This is a genomic window from Mesorhizobium sp. LMG 17147 (assembly GCF_024297145.1).
GTDB lineage: Bacteria > Pseudomonadota > Alphaproteobacteria > Rhizobiales > Rhizobiaceae > Mesorhizobium.
Window position 1 is genome coordinate 604,824 of sequence record NZ_JANCTC010000001.1, and the last position, 16,740, is coordinate 621,563.

The 16,740-nt window shown below is 63.7% G+C and carries 15 protein-coding genes and 1 tRNA gene; 10 read left to right on the top strand and 6 right to left on the bottom strand.

What is annotated here, in order from left to right; all coding sequences use genetic code 11:
• The first annotated feature begins 89 nt into the window (after nt 1-89).
• A tRNA-Thr gene (locus tag NMG46_RS02935) sits at nt 90-165 on the top strand.
• A gap of 35 nt (nt 166-200) precedes the next feature.
• Here the strand turns inward: NMG46_RS02935 and NMG46_RS02940 are convergent.
• Nucleotides 201-680 (bottom strand): LysE family transporter, encoded by a 480-nt coding sequence (locus NMG46_RS02940; protein WP_254816215.1) that lies wholly within the window; start codon nt 678-680, stop codon nt 201-203.
• A 668-nt stretch (nt 681-1,348) separates the two neighbouring features.
• On the opposite strand from NMG46_RS02940, the gene NMG46_RS02945 reads away from it, so the two are divergent.
• Together NMG46_RS02945 and NMG46_RS02950 are read left to right on the top strand one after the other, a co-directional pair.
• A complete protein-coding gene (locus NMG46_RS02945; protein WP_254816216.1) occupies nt 1,349-1,678 on the top strand; it encodes a hypothetical protein in 330 nt (109 codons plus the stop codon).
• Between the two features lie 203 nt (nt 1,679-1,881).
• Nucleotides 1,882-2,052, top strand: a complete 171-nt coding sequence (locus NMG46_RS02950) for a hypothetical protein (RefSeq protein ID WP_254816217.1) — start codon at nt 1,882-1,884, stop codon at nt 2,050-2,052.
• A gap of 25 nt (nt 2,053-2,077) precedes the next feature.
• On the opposite strand, the gene NMG46_RS02955 is transcribed toward NMG46_RS02950, so the two are convergent.
• From NMG46_RS02955 to NMG46_RS02975, 5 genes are all read right to left on the bottom strand, one after another.
• Nucleotides 2,078-3,667 (bottom strand): indolepyruvate oxidoreductase subunit beta family protein, encoded by a 1,590-nt coding sequence (locus NMG46_RS02955; RefSeq protein WP_254816218.1) that lies wholly within the window; start codon nt 3,665-3,667, stop codon nt 2,078-2,080.
• On the bottom strand, nt 3,660-5,813 hold the full coding sequence (locus NMG46_RS02960; RefSeq protein ID WP_254816219.1) for an indolepyruvate ferredoxin oxidoreductase subunit alpha: 2,154 nt from the start codon (nt 5,811-5,813) through the stop codon (nt 3,660-3,662). Before NMG46_RS02960 ends, NMG46_RS02955 begins: the two co-directional genes overlap by 8 nt.
• 42 nt (nt 5,814-5,855) lie before the next feature.
• Nucleotides 5,856-6,335: a MarR family winged helix-turn-helix transcriptional regulator gene (locus NMG46_RS02965; RefSeq protein WP_254816220.1), complete on the bottom strand. Its 480-nt coding sequence runs from the start codon at nt 6,333-6,335 to the stop codon at nt 5,856-5,858.
• The gene (locus NMG46_RS02970; RefSeq protein ID WP_254816221.1) at nt 6,335-7,906 is read right to left on the bottom strand and encodes an NAD(P)/FAD-dependent oxidoreductase; all 1,572 of its coding nucleotides are present in this window, start codon (nt 7,904-7,906) and stop codon (nt 6,335-6,337) included. The genes NMG46_RS02965 and NMG46_RS02970 overlap by 1 nt, the downstream gene beginning before the upstream one ends.
• Before the next feature lie 306 nt (nt 7,907-8,212).
• A complete protein-coding gene (locus NMG46_RS02975; protein WP_254816222.1) occupies nt 8,213-9,004 on the bottom strand; it encodes a cyclase family protein in 792 nt (263 codons plus the stop codon).
• Between the two features lie 117 nt (nt 9,005-9,121).
• On the opposite strand from NMG46_RS02975, the gene NMG46_RS02980 reads away from it, so the two are divergent.
• From NMG46_RS02980 to NMG46_RS03010, 7 genes are all read left to right on the top strand, one after another.
• A complete protein-coding gene (locus tag NMG46_RS02980; protein ID WP_254816223.1) occupies nt 9,122-10,696 on the top strand; it encodes an NAD(P)/FAD-dependent oxidoreductase in 1,575 nt (524 codons plus the stop codon).
• A gap of 108 nt (nt 10,697-10,804) precedes the next feature.
• Nucleotides 10,805-12,331: an ABC transporter substrate-binding protein gene (locus tag NMG46_RS02985; RefSeq protein WP_254816224.1), complete on the top strand. Its 1,527-nt coding sequence runs from the start codon at nt 10,805-10,807 to the stop codon at nt 12,329-12,331.
• A gap of 64 nt (nt 12,332-12,395) precedes the next feature.
• Complete coding sequence (locus NMG46_RS02990; protein ID WP_254816225.1) at nt 12,396-13,403, top strand: ABC transporter permease; 1,008 nt, start codon at nt 12,396-12,398, stop codon at nt 13,401-13,403.
• A complete protein-coding gene (locus NMG46_RS02995; RefSeq protein WP_254816226.1) occupies nt 13,396-14,244 on the top strand; it encodes an ABC transporter permease in 849 nt (282 codons plus the stop codon). Before NMG46_RS02990 ends, NMG46_RS02995 begins: the two co-directional genes overlap by 8 nt.
• Nucleotides 14,241-15,131: an ABC transporter ATP-binding protein gene (locus NMG46_RS03000; RefSeq protein WP_254816227.1), complete on the top strand. Its 891-nt coding sequence runs from the start codon at nt 14,241-14,243 to the stop codon at nt 15,129-15,131. Before NMG46_RS02995 ends, NMG46_RS03000 begins: the two co-directional genes overlap by 4 nt.
• Nucleotides 15,124-15,954, top strand: coding sequence for an ATP-binding cassette domain-containing protein (locus NMG46_RS03005; protein ID WP_254816228.1), 831 nt, complete (start codon nt 15,124-15,126; stop codon nt 15,952-15,954). The genes NMG46_RS03000 and NMG46_RS03005 overlap by 8 nt, the downstream gene beginning before the upstream one ends.
• An 80-nt stretch (nt 15,955-16,034) precedes the next feature.
• Entirely contained in the window at nt 16,035-16,634 is a 600-nt protein-coding gene (locus tag NMG46_RS03010; protein ID WP_254816229.1) for a VOC family protein, read from the top strand.
• Nucleotides 16,635-16,740 lie beyond the last annotated feature (106 nt).

A 16,740-nucleotide genomic window follows, 5' to 3' on the forward strand; every position in this document is an offset into this window, starting at 1 on the left:
ATTGCTCGTCCTGAATTCGCGGCAGCCATCTTGAATTCGCGGCCAGTTGCGTCTATCACCCAGCCCATCTTGGAAGCACGGCTTCCCGGGCCGCTTTAGCTCAGTTGGTAGAGCACATCATTCGTAATGATGGGGTCGCGTGTTCGAGTCACGCAAGCGGCACCAAACGGCCTATCCCGCGCGCCGGCTTCAACCAGCGCTCAGCCGAGTGGAAAGGCTGACGCCGCCGAGACGAGGGCGAGCATTGCCAGCACGATCCCCGCCGCCCGGCAGATGACGCGATGATGCCACATCGCGGCAGCGCGCACGAGCGGACGCGAAAGCGCGACGGCCAGAAATCCGTACCAGCCTATGTCGATGATGGCGACGATGGCCGCGACCATCAGCATCTCGTTCGAGGTCCGGATCGGCAGCATCAGTCCCATGAAGGCGACGGCGAAGAAGGCGGCGGTTTCAGGTGAGAGAATGCTGATGAGAAAACCTCCGGCAAACAATCCAGCCTGCCGAGGCGCTTCGCCGATGGCCGGCGCCGCCGTTGTGGCGATGCGCAGGGCCATCCAGCCAAGGGCCGCCGCACCGGCGATCTTGACCGCCGGCACCGACAGCGACCCGGAAAGGTGAACGGCGCCGAACGCCACCAGGATCGCCAGCACGGCGGTTCCGGCGCCAATCCCGGCCACGAGCGGATCGTCCTGCCAAAGCCGTGCAGGGAGGCAAGGCTGCCGGTCGCGAGTCCAATAGGGTCTGGCGTGATCATGATCACCGTATATGCCGCTAGGAATTGCAGCATGGCGGTCGACAGAAGAAGCGAATTCGACATTGCAGCCCCCGTTTGTTGCGTCGATCACAGGGCGGCGAGGAATTCTCGGCGCCTAGTCTAGCGGCCGGACGCCAGCGGCGGTTTCCCGCACCGCCGCCGTTGCCCACCTTCTCCCCCGGATCGTGACGGCGTCGTGGTGTTGGGAGGTTCATCCACGCTGCGAGCAGAAGCCTACGCGCAGCGGCGGGCATGCAAATCGGTGCCGGCCACCCATTTTTAGGCGGACGATTTCCCAGTTTTCGGGGAAATGTTGCTGCGGGAACTACCCAGAGCCTGTCCCATCCCGACAGAACGGGCTGGGATCAATATCCAGTCTGGTGCGGTTCCAGCGGATGAGTGCCGTCAGCAGCCACGGCTCGCCGCGCAGGCGCAGGAGGATTTCCATGCGGTTTGTGGTATTGAGCTTGCCGAGCAGCGAGGACGCAACAGTGGCGCCGTAGGGCGGGGTATGATGAGAAGCTAAATGATCATAAAATCGTCTTTCTAGGTAACGTTAATCTCTTCTAGGAAAGGTCAGCGTAAGAAATAATGGATAACTATCAGGCTGGTTTTATTTTTGTATTCCTCTGCTTTATAATTGCGGTCATTGTTTTTGTGCTTGCGACTATTCAGGAGAGTAGGCTTGCGGCGAGGGCGACAGCTTGGCCGGTGGTTGAGTCCAGGGTTGTAGATAGATTGACTGCGGCTCCCGATCCTGTCGCGTATAATATAAGAGTGGGTTACTTGTTCGATGGCAAGAAATACGACCCAGTAGCTAGGAATTTTTATAGAAAAGAGACGACCAATAAACATATCGGAGACGCTGTACTCATAAAGGTAAATCCAAGAAAACCGGATGAATGCGTACTGTTTTCGTAGGAGTCTGTCGGCAAGGAAGGGGACGCCGGCGGCGGTTCCCCGCACCGCCGCCGTTGCCCGCCTTCTCCCCCGGACCGTGAAGGCGTCGTGGTGTTGGGAGGTTCATCCACGCTGCGAGCAGAAGCCTACACGGAGCGGCAGGCATGCAAATCGGTGCCGCCACCCATTTTTAGTTCTGGCCTAAAGTTCAACAGAGGAGAAAAATGGAAAAGGAAGACGATGTCCTAAGCGACCTGAGCTATGTCGCCGAAAATCTCGATGATGTGGCAAAGGAAACGATCGTCCTGGTGCTGGAGGCGGCGATCGCTGAGATCATTGGCCTGAGAATTGCCGTGCAGACTGCCGCGTCGAAGGCGACATGGACGACAGACTGAGTTGCAGCCGGGTCGAACGAGCGCCTCAGCTTGGCGAGGTGTCGCCCAGCGACGCCACGGTCTTCAGCGCGCCGTCGAGCATGTCGCCCTTCTCGTCCTTCAGCGCCGCTTCGCGCAGGCGCCGGATCCAGTCGGCGGCGTCCGGGCGGCCCTTGACCAGGTCGAGCGCCGACAGCACCCGGTCGAATTTCGACTGCGCGCGGGCGTGGGTGTCGCTGTAACCCTTGATCAGCCGGCGGCAGTTGAGGATCTCCGTACCAAGCGCGTAGTCCTGGCCGACTTGGCCCAGCGCCAGCGCATACCAGCGATCGAGATGCGCGGTCTCGACCTTGTGACGCAGCAGGCGGCGGCGCCAGCGGCGCAAGCCGCCGATGAACCACAAAGCGGCAAAGCCGGCGAAACTGTCGGTGCGGATGTGGCGGCCGCGATTGATGCGGCGGTCGAGTAAGGCGGCGAGCTTCGGCCGGTCCTCGATGTAGCTGCCGAGCCCGGCCGGCAGCGTGCCGCAGAATTCCTCAATGCGCGGATGGAAATATTCCGTCACCTGCAGGACTGAGCCTTGCTTGACACCGACTTCGCGGCGTACGCGGTGGTCGCGCGTCGAGCGTGTCTTCAGATCGGCGACGCGGATCATGTCGTCGTAGCACATGGCGTTGGCCAGATGCTTGGCCGCGGCGATCGACAGCACGTAGTCATGTTCGGCATTGTCCAGGACGACCGCCCGGTCGAGCCGGTCGAGATACTCGCCGCCATAGGCGACGTCCTGGTAGTCGACGACTTTTTTCAGGCCGCGAAGCGCCATGTCGTGCACGGGTAAAGGCAAAGCAGCGACGCGCGCCGCCAGTTGTTGCCAGCCCTTCAACAGGCTTTCCGGGCCGCTGACATTTGTCGCCGCAGCCGAGCGGGTTTCAGCGGCCGCCGGCTGTACAGTCTTGTCGCCCAAAGGCGCACTCGCGATGGCGCGCGCCCGATCGTAGGCGGCGGCGAAGGCAGCGAGGCTTGCCTTGACGCCGCGGCCGCCGGCGCCGATGGCCTGCTCATAGCTCTCGCGTGTGAACGGCAAGGCATCGGACCCGGCCAGCGCGCCGAGCAGGCTGGCCGAGATCATCGAGCCGTTATCGACGGCGATCTTCTCCATGTCGAAGGCGATGAAGCGCTTGGCCGCGGCTTCAGCCGTGGCATGGACCTTCGAGGACGATGCGCGGCCGTCGCCGGGTTCGATCTTCTCGGAGACCGCTGCGATGCGGTGCGACGAGGCGATCAGCGTGGTGCGCTCCGGCGTGACGAACCCGCGGATGATGGCGCGGCCGGCTTCCATCAGTTCGGCGGCGATCAATATGTCGACGTCGCCCTGCGACGGCGACAGCGCGAAGACCGGCAGCCGGCCGGTGTCGCGGCACATCTCGACGTAATAGATGGTGGCGCCGGTGCGCTGGGCGACGCCGGCGACCGAGGTCGATTGCGCGACATAGCCGTTGCGCTCGGCGACGTCGGTGATCCAGTCGGCCAGCACGCCGCCGCCCTGGCCGCCGACCGCCAGCACGGCAAGCTTTATGACGCGCTCATCGTCCAGCGCGCCGGCCTTGGAACGGGTTGATGGGACAGCGTCAAGCATCGGCAAATATCAGCCGCCGGCTTTCACGGCGGCGCTGCAAGAGGCCGATCGTGGCGCGGCGAGCGGCTTCAAGGAAACGGTCCCAGCGGCTCGGATTGTGCACCACGTCGGCGCGGTAGAAGGACGGGCACAGCACCGCCGCATCGGCGACCTCGCCGCAATTGCCGCAGCCGACACAGCTCTGATCGATATGCGCCACCGGATCATCGCGCAGCGGGTCATCGAGCGACTTCACCGACAGCGACGGACAGCCGGAGAGCCGCATGCAGGCATGGTCGCCGGTGCAGATGTCCTCGTCGACGCCGAATTTCGGCTTGACGACCCGCTCACCGCCCTTGATCGCCTTGTCGACCAAAGGCTTCTCGCGACGCTGGCGGTTGAGCATGCATTCGGACGAGGCGACGATGACTTTCGGGCCCTTCTCGTCCGTCGTCAGCGCCTCGCGCAGCGTGTCCTGCATCCTGGTCACATCATAGGTGCGGTCGATGTGGCGCAGCCATTTGACGCCCATGCCTTTGACCGCCTCGGTGATCGGATGCTTGGTCGACTTCGTCTTGTTGCCGGCGCGGGAGGAAAGGATATCCTGCCCTCCCGTCGCCGCCGAATAGAAATTATCGACGATGACGATGACGCCATCGTTCTTGTTGAACACGGCATTGCCGATCGAGGACGTCAGGCCGTTGTGCCAGAAGCCGCCGTCGCCGACGAAGGAGATCGAGCGGCGCTTGGCATCGGGCGAGTTGAACGCCGAGGCCGAGGCCGGCCCCAGCCCGTAGCCCATGGTGGTGGCACCGAGCTCGAAAGGCGGCATGATCGAGAACAAATGACAGCCGATGTCGGAGGCGATGTGGTGCTTGCCCAGCTCCTGCTCGACCAGCTTGGTGGCGGCGAAGATCGGCCGCTCCGGGCAGCCGACGCAGAAGCCGGGCGGCCGGCCCGGGACGACGTTGATCAGGTCGGCGGTGTCGAGCCCGTCGCCGATCTTGTTGGGCGCGCGGACCTCGCTTGGCAGCAGATGCGGGATGGTGGCGCGCAGGAACGATCCGATGCCGTCGAGCATCACCTGGCCGGTATATTCGCCGGCCATAGGCAGATGTTCCTTGCCAACGAGCTTGGTGCCGCGGCCGGCCTTGTGCAGCATCGCGGCAAAGGCCTGTTCGATGTAGTTGGGCTGGCCTTCCTCGACGACGAGCACGGCGTCCTTGCCTTCGCAGAAGGACAGGAATTCGTCATCGACCAGCGGGTAGACGGCGTTCAGCACATAGAGCGGCACGTCGGTGTCGCCATAAGTGTCGGCGAGGCCGAGCCGCTGCAGCGCCCGGATGACCGAATTGTACATGCCGCCCTGCATGACGATGCCGACCGAGCCGTGCTCCGGGCCGAAAAACTCGTTGATCTTGTTGGTGCGGATGAAATCGACCGCCGCCGGCCAGCGTTTCTGCACCTTTTCTTTCTCGTGCAGGAAGGACGCGGGCGGCAGCACGATGCGGCCGGTGTCGCGGCGCGGCGCGGCGAGCGCATCGGCCACCGTCATCGCCGGGCGCTTGTTGTCCTTGGCGATGAAATGGCCGTGGACATGGCAGCAGCGAATGCGGACCTGCAGCATGACCGGCGTGTTGGAAACCTCGGACAGGTCGAAGCCGTCCTCCACCGCCTTGACGATCGAGGGCAGGTTCGGGCGCGGGTCGAGCAGCCAGACCTGGCTCTTCATGGCGAAGGCGTGGCTGCGCTCCTGCATGATCGAGGAGCCTTCGCCGTAATCCTCGCCGACGATGATCAATGCACCGCCGGTGACGCCGCCGGAAGCGAGATTGGCGAGCGCGTCGGAGGCGACATTGGTGCCGACCGTAGACTTGAAGGTGGCCGCGCCACGGATCGGATAGTGCACCGATGCCGCCAGCATGGCGGTGGCGGTGGCTTCCGAGGCGCTCGCCTCGAAATGCACGCCGAGCTCGCCCAGGATATCCTGCGCGTCGGCCAGCACGTCCATCAGATGGCTGATCGGTGCACCCTGATAGCCGCCGACATAGCCGACGCCGCATTGCAGCAGGGCCTTGGTGATGGCGAGAATGCCTTCGCCGGAAAACTCCTCGCCAGCGCCGAGCCTGAGCTTTTCGACTTCCTTGGCAAAAGACCGTTCGGCCATTTTGGGCTCCTTCCGTTACCGCCCCGATGGCGGCGCGTAAGATCAGATGTCGTGCTTGCGAATGTTCTTCAGCATCTTCTGCAATGTCGCGATCAGCGCCGCGTATTCGGCATCGTCGACATCGTCGAACATAGCCTCGAAAGCGTCGTGCATGGCCGGCCAGGCGCGCGCGAACTCGGCGCGGCCATCGTCGGTCAGGAACACATGGCGGATACGGCTGTCGGTGACCCCCTGCTCGCGCCGAACAAACCCTTGTCCCTCCAGCGTGTCGAGCGTGCGGCTCAAGGTCGACTGCTCGATGACGGTATAGACCGAGAGATCGTTGACGGTGACGCCATCGGTGACCGACAATACGGCCAGCGTGCGCACCTGCGGAATGGTCAGGCCTTGCTTGCGGAAATTGTGGCGCAGCGTGGCGTTGTAGCGGCCCATGATGCGGTTCATCAAATAGGGCGCGAACTGCTGCAGGCCGATCTGGCCCAAAGTCGAGATGCGCTGGCGTTTTTCAACCTTCTGTTCCATCACAGCCTCCCCGCCAGGAGAAAGCCGGAGCCGCCGCCCAAGCCAGCACCCGGATGGGTCGAGGCGCCGATGTGGTAGAGACCCCTGACCCCGGTTTCGTGATTGCGGCTCGTCTTGAGCGGCCGCCACAGAAACGACTGGTCGATGGTCGAGGAACCGCCATAGGGGTCGCCGCCGACCAGATTGATGTTCATCGCTTCCAGGTCGGCCGGCGAACAGGCGCGGCGTGCGATGACGCTGTCCTTGAACCCATCGATATGGCTGGCGAGGATCGCTTCGGCACGGTCGGCATAGGCTTCGCGCAGCGCCTCGGTCCAGTGACCGTCTGCCGGTGTTTGCAGTTTGCCGGCGGCATCGCCCTTGATATGGCGTGGCGCCTCGGGCATTTGCAGCCACAGGATCGCCTTGCCGTCCGGGCAGCGCGATGGGTCGAGCACGTGCGGCTGGCCGACGCAGATGGTCGGCACCTCCGGCAGCATGCCGCGCACGGCTTCGTTGCAGGCCTTCGAGACGCCGTCGAGCCCCGGCGTCAGATGCAGCAGCGCGACCTTGTCCAAGCCCTCGCCGCGCCATGCGGGCGGCTTGTCCAAGGCATAGTGGATCTGGAAATTGCCCTTGCCATAGCGGTATTTTTGCGCTGCCTCGACCTCGGCTTTCGGCGCCGCGTCGCCGAGCAGCCGCTCGTAGAGCTGGGTCGGCGTGACCGAGCAGATGACGCTCTTGTTCACGCTGATTGTTTCGCCCGAAGCCAGCCGCACGCCGGCGGCGCGGCCTCCGCTTTGGACAATAGCCGCGACGTCGGCGCCGGTGCGGATTTCGCCGCCACGTTCCCTGATCAGGGCTTCGAAGGCAGACAGCAGATTCCTGGCACCGCCCTTGACGATCGGCGCGCCGGCCGCCTCAAGCGCGAAGGCGATGACCTTGGCGATCTGGCCGGAGAACGCGTCCTCAGGCCCGAGGCCCGCATGCAGCACCCAGGGCGCCCACAGCGCGCGCATGGTTTCCGACTGGTAGGTGCTTTCCAGCCAACTGCGCGCCGGCACCAGCGCGCTGCCGACAAAGGCGGCAAGGCCACGCGGGCCGCGCCGCCAGGCTTCGCCCGCCAGCAGCCTGGCCGTCGGGTAGGACCACAGGCTGCCGCCGAGCAGACCGAACAGCAGACCGGCGTTGCGCTCGATCTCGCCGACATCGCTGCGGTGCCGGTCGCCGTCGCCCGCGGCAAGCGCATTGGCCGCCGTGACATTGGCGATACGATCGGTGCGCAGGATGGCGTAGCTGCCGTCCGGGCGCAGCACGCCGGTCGGCGTGGAGGTGTTGCAAAACTCCAGGCCGTGCCGCGCCAGATCCTTGCCCAATGCCGCATAGGCCGGTGAGGTGATGAACAGGACAAAGGTCGTCGCCATCACGTCGTGGATGAAGCCGGGCGCGGTGATTTCTTCGGTGCGCATGCAGCCGCCGATGCGGTCGTTGCGCTCGAGCACCAGCACCTTCGCCCCCTTGCCGCCAAGCATCGCCGCGCAAACCAGCGCGTTGATGCCGCTTCCGACGATGATGTGATCGATATCGCTCATCGAGGGTTGCTCCTAACCGGCAGGAGTTCAATTGCAGAGATTGGCGCTCTACGGCGCCCCCCTCTGTCCTGCCGGACATCTCCCCCACTCGGGGGGAGATTAGCGGCTTCGGCGCTCCGCTCGTTCCTACGACGTTGAAGATTGGCGAAGGCAGTATCGACGGCCAATCTCCCCCCAAGTGAGGGAGATGTCCGGCAGGACAGGGGAGGGCACCGTAGAGCCGCAGCCTTGCAAGACTGCCGCTCCCAACCCGTCACCACAGCATTGCCTGCAAGCATGATCTTCTCCCGAAGACCGCCAGTTGCCCTATTGTCTCGGCACGAGCGCCAGTGCGCGGATCGGGCTGCCGGTGCCGTGCTCGATCTTGAGCGGTGCGGCGATCAGGATCGCGCCCTTCGGCGGCAGCCGGTCGAGGTTGCACAGGCTGGCGAGCCCATAGCGGTTGGCCTTGTGCATCAGGCTGTGCGCCGGGAATGGCGGCTCCATTCCCCCTGCTTTGCCAGCATCCGTGCCGATCGTCTCGCTGCCCCAGCCCTTGATGTCCTTGCTGATCAGATACTGGATGGCCTCGGCCGTCGGTCCGGGCGTGTGCGGTCCGGTCTCATTGGCGTTGAGGAACTCGGCTTCCGAGCCGTTGCGCTTGTACCAGTCGGTGCGCATCACCACCCATTCGCCCGCGTTGATAGCGCCATGTTCGGCTTCCCAGGCCTTGATGTGGTCGACGGTGAGCAGGAAGTCGTGATCGGCGGCGGCTTGCTTCGAGCAGTCGATGACATTGACCGGGCCGACGAAATTCTGAACCGGAATGGTGTCGGTGGCACCGTCCGGATAATCCTTGCCGGTGATCCAGTGCTGCGGCGCGTCGAAATGCGTGCCCGAGTGTTCGCCGAGCTTCAGCCAGTTCCAGGCCCACCACGGACCGTTCTTGTCATAGTGGGAGATGGCGTGGATCTCGACCTTCGGCGTGTCCACCGCCAGCTCCGGCGGCAGCTTGATCAGCGGCGTGTTGGGCCCGAGCGGCGCCGTCAGGTCGACCACCTGGATGGCGCCTGAAAGAAGCTGGCCGGCGACGTCGCCGAGGAGTTGTTGTGTGTCCATGGTCTCTGTTCCCTCTTTCTCAATGGTTCTGAAGGCTCTCGCGGCCCTTAATATCCTACTAGACGAAAACATATGCATCTGCAATTATCTTTAAGCATAAAGGAAATGGGACGGGGCGTGAGCGAGTTCGACGCCATATTTGTCGGGGCAGGCCACAACAGTCTGGCATGCGCCGCGCATCTGGCGCTCAAAGGCTGGAAAACAGCGGTTTTCGACCGCAATCCAACGATTGGCGGCGCCGTCCAGACGCGTGAATTCACGCTTCCAGGCTTCCGGCACGATTTCGGTGCAATGAATCTGGGCCTGTTCGCCGGCTCGGCCTTTCACAAGAAATATGCAAATGAATTGAAAACCCACGGGCTGGAATTCGTGCCGGTGGCCGACTGTTTTGCCAGCGCCTTCCCCGACGGTCGCTGGTTCGGCGTCAGCAGCGACCTGGAGAAGACCACTGGACGGATGACCGCCTTCTCCGCGACCGACGCAGCCACATGGCGCCGTCTGGTTGCGGCATTCCCGGCGGAGGCCGAGCATCTGTTCCGGCTGCTGGGCTCGCCGATGAGTGGGCGTGCGCTCGCCGGCACGGCCTGGAAGCTCTGGCGCAAGAAGGGTATTGGCGGCGCGCTCGATACCGGCCGATTACTGCTTTCCTCACCCCGCGCGTGGCTCGAGCAGACTTTCGAGTCACCGCATGTCAGGGCGACGCTGGCCACCTGGGGCATGCATCTCGATTTCGCGCCTGACATCGCTGGCGGCGCGGTATTTCCTTACCTCGAATCCATGGCCAACCAGTGCTTCGGCATGCTGCTCGGCAGAGGCGGCGCCGACACGATCATCCGCGCTTTGTCGGGCATGCTCACGGCCGCCGGCGGCAAGATCGTCACTGGGGCTGATGTCGCCGAGATCACGGTTTCGGCTGGCAAGGCGACCGGCGTGCGGCTCGCTTCCGGCGAGACTCACACCGCCACCAGGGCCGTCATCGCCGGTGTCGCGCCCAAGGCGCTGCCCGGGAAACTGTTGCCTAATGGATCGGGCGACGCCGGCTTCGACACGGCCATGAAAAAATTCCGCCACGCGCCGGGCACGATGATGATCCATCTGGCACTCGACGATTTGCCGGACTGGCGCGCCGGCGCCGAGCTTCGGCAGTTCGCCTATGTGCATCTCTCGCCGTCGCTCGACGCCATGTCGCGAACCTATCAGCAGGCGATGGCAGGCATGCTGCCGGACGAGCCGGTGCTGGTCGTCGGCCAGCCGACGGCGGTCGATCCGTCGCGCGCGCCGGACGGCAACCATGTGCTCTGGGTGCAGGTGCGCATGCTGCCGGCCGAGATTGTGGGCGATGCGGCGGGCATGATCGCGCCGGCCCACTGGGACGAGGCTAGGGAGCACTACGCCGAGCGCGTCCTCGACATTATCGAGCGCTATGCGCCCGGCCTTCGCCAGAAGATCCTCGGCCGCGCCGTGTTCTCGCCCATCGACCTCGAACGCGAGAATCCCAACCTGGTCGGGGGCGACCAGGTCTGCGGCAGCCATCATCTGGTGCAGAATTTCCTGTTCCGGCCGGCGCGCGGTTACGCCGGCTGGAACACGCCGATCGGCAATCTGCACCTGACCGGGGCGGCAACATGGCCGGGCGCCGGCACCGGGGCGGCGTCGGGCTTCATGCTCGCACAACAACTTGGCGGGAGGTAGGCTCCATTTTTCATCCAGGGTGAAGGAGGACAAGGCGCGGTTGCCCAAGGAAGCCTGAACCCACCGATTGACAACGACACCGCGCATAAAAGCAACAGGGGAACGACCATGACAATCAACAGACGAGAATTGCTCGGATACGGCGCGGCCGCACTTGGCGCCACGGCGCTCGGCCTGCCGCGAATCGCCAAGGCTGCCGGCGAACTGACTATCGCCTACAACGTCAACCTGCCGTCCTGGGACCCGACCACCGGGCCTTCGGCGGTCAACCCGACCATCCAGGGTCTCTACCAATCGGTGTTCGACCAGTTCATCCCGCAGAAGCCGGATCTTTCTTTCGCGCCCGGCCTGCTCACCGAATGGGGCTGGAACGAGGATCGCAGCAAGATCATGATGACGGTGCGCGAGGGCGTCACCTGGCATGACGGTTCGCCATTCACGGCCGAAGACGTGGTCTGGTCGCTGCAGCGGGCGGGCGATGAAAAGACCGGCAACCCGATCCAGTTCGTCTGGAAGAACGTCAACAACTTCAAGATCGACGGCAACAAGATCACCGGCGACGTCGTGCAATTCGACCCGGTGTATTTCAAATGGATGTCGTTCCTCACCGGCTACATCATGCCGAAGGCCTATTACGAAAAGGTCGGCGCCGAGGGTTTTGAGAAAGCCCCGATCGGCACCGGGCCCTATATGGTCGACAAATTCGAGCGCAATGCCTTCCTGCGGCTCAAGGCCAACCCCAACTACTGGGGCGGCAAGCCGGCCTTCGAAAACGTAACCATCAAGTTCGTCACCGATGCGGCGAGCCGCGTCGCCGAGATCGAGTCCGGCTCCTCGCAGGTGACTCTCGAAATCCCCTATGAGGAATATGACCGCCTGATCGCCAAGGACGGACTTACCGGCTCATGCAGGAATGTTTCCGACATCGGCATGATCTTCTTCAACGACATCGACGTGATGCTGGACAAGAACGTGCGCCAGGCAGCGGTGATGGCGGTCGATAAAAAGCTTTTGGTCGACCGGCTGCTGCGCGGTTACGGCCAAGCCATCGATACGCTGGAGACGCCGGAATACGCCGCCTACGATGCGTCGATCAAGGCCGAGCATAACCCGGAAAAGGCCAAGGAATTGCTGGCCGCCTCCGGCTATTCGCCGGAAAAGCCGGTCAAGTTCACGATACAGACGACCAAGGGCTTCAAGCCCAAGGACTACGAGATGATCCAGGCGATCGTCGGCATGTGGCGCAAGGTCGGCATCGAGGCGACGATCGAGGTCTACGAGATCGCCAAGCATTATGAGTTGCGCGCCGCCGACAAGCTGGCGCCGGCCGCCTTCTACAATTGGGGCAACGCCATCGGTGACCCGACCACCTCGACCGGCTTTGCCATGTATGGCCCGAGCCCGCATTCGGTGTGGGACAGTCAGGATCTGATCGACATGATCAACCCGCTGTGGGGCGAGAAGGACGAGGCCAAGCGCATTGCCGGCTGGAAGGCCGTCGACAAGTACATTGCCGAGCAGGCCTATGTACTGCCGCTGATCCAGTATGCGCAGCCGATCGTGCATGCCAAGGGCGTCAATGTCGTGCAGCATGTGTCGGGCGCGCTGTTGCCGGCGCTGATGAGCCCGGCCTGAGACAGCCTTCGGCTTGCCGCGCGCCGTCCGGAATGACGGCGCGCATTTTCTGTCACGGGCGACCATGCTGCTGCAAAGATTCCTGATCCGTCTTCTGACGATGGCGATCACGCTGTTCGGCGTGGCCGTCGTCGTCTTCGTCGTCATCCGTGTCGCGCCAGGCGATCCGATCGCGATGATGCTGCCGCCCGGTGCAACCGATGCCGACATCGCGCGTCTGCGCGCGCTTTACGGGCTGGACAAGACCATCGTCCAGCAATTTTTCATCTGGCTGGCAGGTGTCGTCAGGGGCGATTTCGGCACCTCGATTTCGCTCCGGCAGGATGTTCTGGGCCTGGTCGTCAACCGCCTGCCGGCGACGCTGGAACTCGCGATCGTCGCGCTCTTGATGGCGCTGGCAATCGGCGGCACGACGGCGATCCTCGGCGCGCGCGAACGCGGCACCGCAGTCGAGGCTGGCATCGACATCGCCAGCGGTGCGGCGCTCTCGATTCCCGATTTTCTGTGGGGTTTGGTGCTGATCCTTTTGTTCGGCGTGCTGGTGCCGGTTTTCGACATTTCCGGCCGGGTGTCGCCGCAACTCAATCTGCCCTTCGTCACGCAGTTCTATTTGTTCGAGAGCATCGTGCGGCTGCGCTTCGACCTGACCAAGGACCTGCTGGCGCATATGCTGATGCCGGCCGTGGCTTTGGCGCTGCCACTCGCCGCGATCATCTCGCAGCTGCTGAAACAGTCGCTGAAGGAAGTGCTCGACCTCGACTATGTCGTGCTGGCGCGGGTAAAGGGCTTTTCGGAAACGCAGGTCATCCTGCGCGAGGCGTTGAAGAACGCCGCCCTGCCGACGCTCACTCTGGTCGGCGTGCAGTTCACCTTCCTGATCGGCGGCACGGTCATCGTCGAGCGGCTATTTTCCTATGAGGGTCTTGGCAACATGGCGATCGATGCCGTCATCAACCGCGACCTGCCGCTGATCCAGGGCATCGTGCTGGTGTTCGCGCTGTTGTTCGTGCTGATCAACCTCAGCGTGGACATGATGTATGCGCTGCTTAATCCGAGGCTGCGCCATGGATGAGGCCCGCATTTCAAGACATGGCTCGCGGGCACGCCTGTGGCTGGCCGGGGGTTGGCTGCTGATTGCGCTGCTGGCCGCGATTTTTGCGCCGTTGGTCGCGCCGCAGGACCCACTGGCGCAGGATTTGATGCTGGAGCGGCTGCCGCCGTTCTGGCTGAGCGGCGCTGAGCCCGGCTACTGGCTCGGCACCGACAGCCTCGGCCGCGATCTTCTGTCACGGCTGATCTTCGGTGCCCGCATCGCCTTCATCGTCGCCTTCGCGGCAGCCCTTGCCGCCTGCCTGGTCGGCTCGACGCTGGGGCTGATCGCCGGCTATTTCGGCGGCTTTGCCGACCGCATCATCTCGCGTATCGTCGATGTCTGGATGGCGTTTCCGCCGGTGCTGTTTGCCATCCTTCTGGTCGCAGTGCTCGGCACCGGCTTGAGCTCGGTTATCATTGCCATTGCCGTCATCGACTGGACCCGCTTCTGCCGGGTGATCCGCGCCGAGACGATGGGCCAGTCGCGCATGGACTATGTCGAGAACGCCCGCATCGCCGGTTACGGACGCATCGGCATCATGCTGCGCGAAGTGCTGCCCAATGTGGTGCCGTCGATCGTGGCGCTGCTGTCGCTGGAGATGGGCATTGCCGTCATCGTTGAGGCGATCCTGTCCTTCGTCAATCTGTCGATCTCGACCGACGACCCAACCTGGGGCGGCATCATCGCAGAGGGTCGCCTATCGATCCATCAGGCCTGGTGGGTGCTGGTGTTCCCGCTGGTCACCCTGATCCTCACGGTGCTGTCGTTCAGCCAGTTCGGCGAAGGTCTTAGGGCACGTTTCGATCCGGTGCTGCGATGAACGCGCTGGCGAAATCCTGTCTCGACATACGCGACCTTAGCGCGGTGCTGCCTAATGGCTTGCGCGTGTTGCGCTCGGTATCGCTTTCCGTTCAACCCGGCGAGGTCCGCGCGCTGGTCGGCGAGAGCGGCGCCGGCAAGACGATGATCGGCAAGGCGGTGCTCGGTGTGCTGCCACCCAGCGTGCGCATTGTCGAAGGCGACATGCTGCTCGAGGGCGAGGACCTCGGCAAGCTTCAGCCGAAGGCAAGGCGCACGCTGATCGGCGCGCGCACCGCGCTGATCCCGCAGGACCCGCTGACCGCGCTCAATCCGTCACGGCGAATCGGCCCACAGATGACCGACCGGCTGGTGCGCATCCTCGGCTGGAGCGGTGAGAAGGCCGATACACGCATCCGCCAATTGCTGGACGAGGTGCAGATCCGCGACCCCGAGCGTGTCCTCAAATGCTATCCGCACGAGCTGTCCGGCGGCATGCGCCAGCGCGTGCTGATCGCCGCGGCGTTCGCAGCCGAACCAAGGCTGATCGTCGCCGACGAGCCGACCACGGCGCTCGACGTGACCGTGCAGAAGCAGATCTTGCGGCTGATCGCGCAATTGCAGCGCGAGCATGGCACGGCGATCCTGTTCGTTACCCACGATCTCGGCGTCGTCGCCAAGATCAGCCAGAAAGTTTCAGTGCTCTACGCCGGCAAGGTGGTGGAGGAGGCCGAGACGGCTGCTCTCTTCGCTGCCCCGCAGCACCCCTATACGCGGGCGCTGATGGCCGCGACGCCGCGCTACACCGATCCCCTCGCTTCGCTGAAACCCGTGGATGAGGCGGTACTGGCCGGGCTAGCCGCGGAGATCGCCGCCGCCGATCAAGCCTGGAGGCACCCGCATGGCTGAGCCGCTGTTTTCCGTGCGCGGGCTGAAGGTTGCCTTACCCGACATGACGCGCAAGCCGTTGTTTGGCCGCGCTCCGCTGGCCGAGATCCTGAAAGGCCTGGACTTCGATCTGCCCAGGGGATCGGTGACCGGCATCGTCGGCGAATCCGGGTCGGGGAAATCGACGCTCGGCCGCGCGCTGGTGCGTCTGCTGGAGCCCAGCGCCGGCAGCGTCAGCTTCGACGGCCGCGACATCACGCATCTGCCTGAGGCGGAGCTGCGGCCCGTGCGCCGCAATCTGCAGATGATCTTCCAGGACCCGATGTCGTCGCTTAACCCACGCCGCACCATCGCCAGCATCATCGCCGCACCACTCAAACAGAATGGCCTCGGCGATAATCTGAAAGCCCGAGTGGCTGAAGCGCTTCAGCGCGTCGGCCTGCCGCAAGGCTTCGCCAGCCGCTATCGTCATGAATTGTCGGGCGGCCAGCGCCAGCGCGTCGGCATTGCCCGCGCGCTGGCGCTGTCGCCGAAATTCGTGCTGGCCGACGAAATCGTCTCAGGCCTCGACGTGTCGACGCAGGCACAGATCCTGACGCTGCTGGAAAAACTCGCCGCCGACATGGGCCTGACCGTTGCCTTCATCAGCCATGACCTGTCGGTGATCCGGCGGCTCTGTCGGCAAGTGATCGTCATGCGCGAAGGCGCGATCGTCGAAGCCAGTGCGACGGATACTTTGTTCGAGAAGCCGCAGCAGGCTTACACGCGCGACCTCCTCGCCGCCATTCCGCTGCCCGAGATCGATGACGCCTGGCTGCTTCCCGCCGCAAAGGCGCCGGCATGAACACATTCCTACTCGCACACCGAAGAGCGGGCCTCGGACGTGCGCCGACAAGTCAGCTCGCGAAACGGAGGAGAACTGGAATGAAATACGCAATCAGAAACACGATGCTTGCCGCCGCTCTGGCCGGCTCAATGGGAGCAGCCTCGGCTGATTCGATACCCGGCATGCGTGGCCACGACCACACCGGCGTCACCGTCCCCGACATGCAGCAGGCCGTCGAGTTTTTTACCGAGGTGGTCGGCTGCAAGAAGGCGATGTCGTTCGGCCCGTTCGCCGACGACAAGGGCACGTTCATGCAGGATCTGCTGGGCGTCGATCCCAAGGCAGTGATCGAGGAGATCACCCTGGTCCGCTGCGGACACGGGTCGAACATCGAGCTGTTCAAATACACCGCGCCGGACCAGAAGGACCTGACGCCTCGCAACAGCGACATAGGCGGCTTCCACATCGCCTTCTATGTCGACGACATCGCCGCCGCAAAAGCCTATCTTGACGGCAAAGGCGTCAAGACGCGGATGGGGCCGCTGCCGGTTACCGAAGGCCCGGCCGCCGGCCAGACCATCCTCTACTTCCAGGCGCCCTGGGGCTTGCAGTTGGAAGCGATCAGCTATCCCAATGGCATGGCCTATGAAAAAGATGCGGAGACGGTGCTGTGGAGCCCGAAGAACCCGGAAAAATAGCCCGGAGCTTCCCTGGCCAGCGCAAGCCGACTGCCGGCAAGCTTGGTTTCTGAGGCGGATTGTTTCAATCCTGAAACTTCAAGCTTGAATTAATCTGCTTCAGGCG

What these genes read in the sequence shown, in the direction of transcription:
- NMG46_RS02955 (WP_254816218.1), bottom strand. Translation starts at nt 3,667, where the DNA reads ATGCTTGACGCTGTCCCATCAACCCGTTCCAAGGCCGGCGCGCTGGAC.
- NMG46_RS02950 (WP_254816217.1), top strand. Translation starts at nt 1,882, where the DNA reads ATGGAAAAGGAAGACGATGTCCTAAGCGACCTGAGCTATGTCGCCGAA.
- NMG46_RS03005 (WP_254816228.1), top strand. Translation starts at nt 15,124, where the DNA reads ATGGCTGAGCCGCTGTTTTCCGTGCGCGGGCTGAAGGTTGCCTTACCC.
- NMG46_RS03010 (WP_254816229.1), top strand. Translation starts at nt 16,035, where the DNA reads ATGAAATACGCAATCAGAAACACGATGCTTGCCGCCGCTCTGGCCGGC.
- NMG46_RS03000 (WP_254816227.1), top strand. Translation starts at nt 14,241, where the DNA reads ATGAACGCGCTGGCGAAATCCTGTCTCGACATACGCGACCTTAGCGCG.
- NMG46_RS02970 (WP_254816221.1), bottom strand. Translation starts at nt 7,906, where the DNA reads ATGAGCGATATCGATCACATCATCGTCGGAAGCGGCATCAACGCGCTG.
- NMG46_RS02990 (WP_254816225.1), top strand. Translation starts at nt 12,396, where the DNA reads ATGCTGCTGCAAAGATTCCTGATCCGTCTTCTGACGATGGCGATCACG.
- NMG46_RS02985 (WP_254816224.1), top strand. Translation starts at nt 10,805, where the DNA reads ATGACAATCAACAGACGAGAATTGCTCGGATACGGCGCGGCCGCACTT.
- NMG46_RS02960 (WP_254816219.1), bottom strand. Translation starts at nt 5,813, where the DNA reads ATGGCCGAACGGTCTTTTGCCAAGGAAGTCGAAAAGCTCAGGCTCGGC.
- NMG46_RS02995 (WP_254816226.1), top strand. Translation starts at nt 13,396, where the DNA reads ATGGATGAGGCCCGCATTTCAAGACATGGCTCGCGGGCACGCCTGTGG.
- NMG46_RS02945 (WP_254816216.1), top strand. Translation starts at nt 1,349, where the DNA reads ATGGATAACTATCAGGCTGGTTTTATTTTTGTATTCCTCTGCTTTATA.
- NMG46_RS02965 (WP_254816220.1), bottom strand. Translation starts at nt 6,335, where the DNA reads ATGGAACAGAAGGTTGAAAAACGCCAGCGCATCTCGACTTTGGGCCAG.
- NMG46_RS02975 (WP_254816222.1), bottom strand. Translation starts at nt 9,004, where the DNA reads ATGGACACACAACAACTCCTCGGCGACGTCGCCGGCCAGCTTCTTTCA.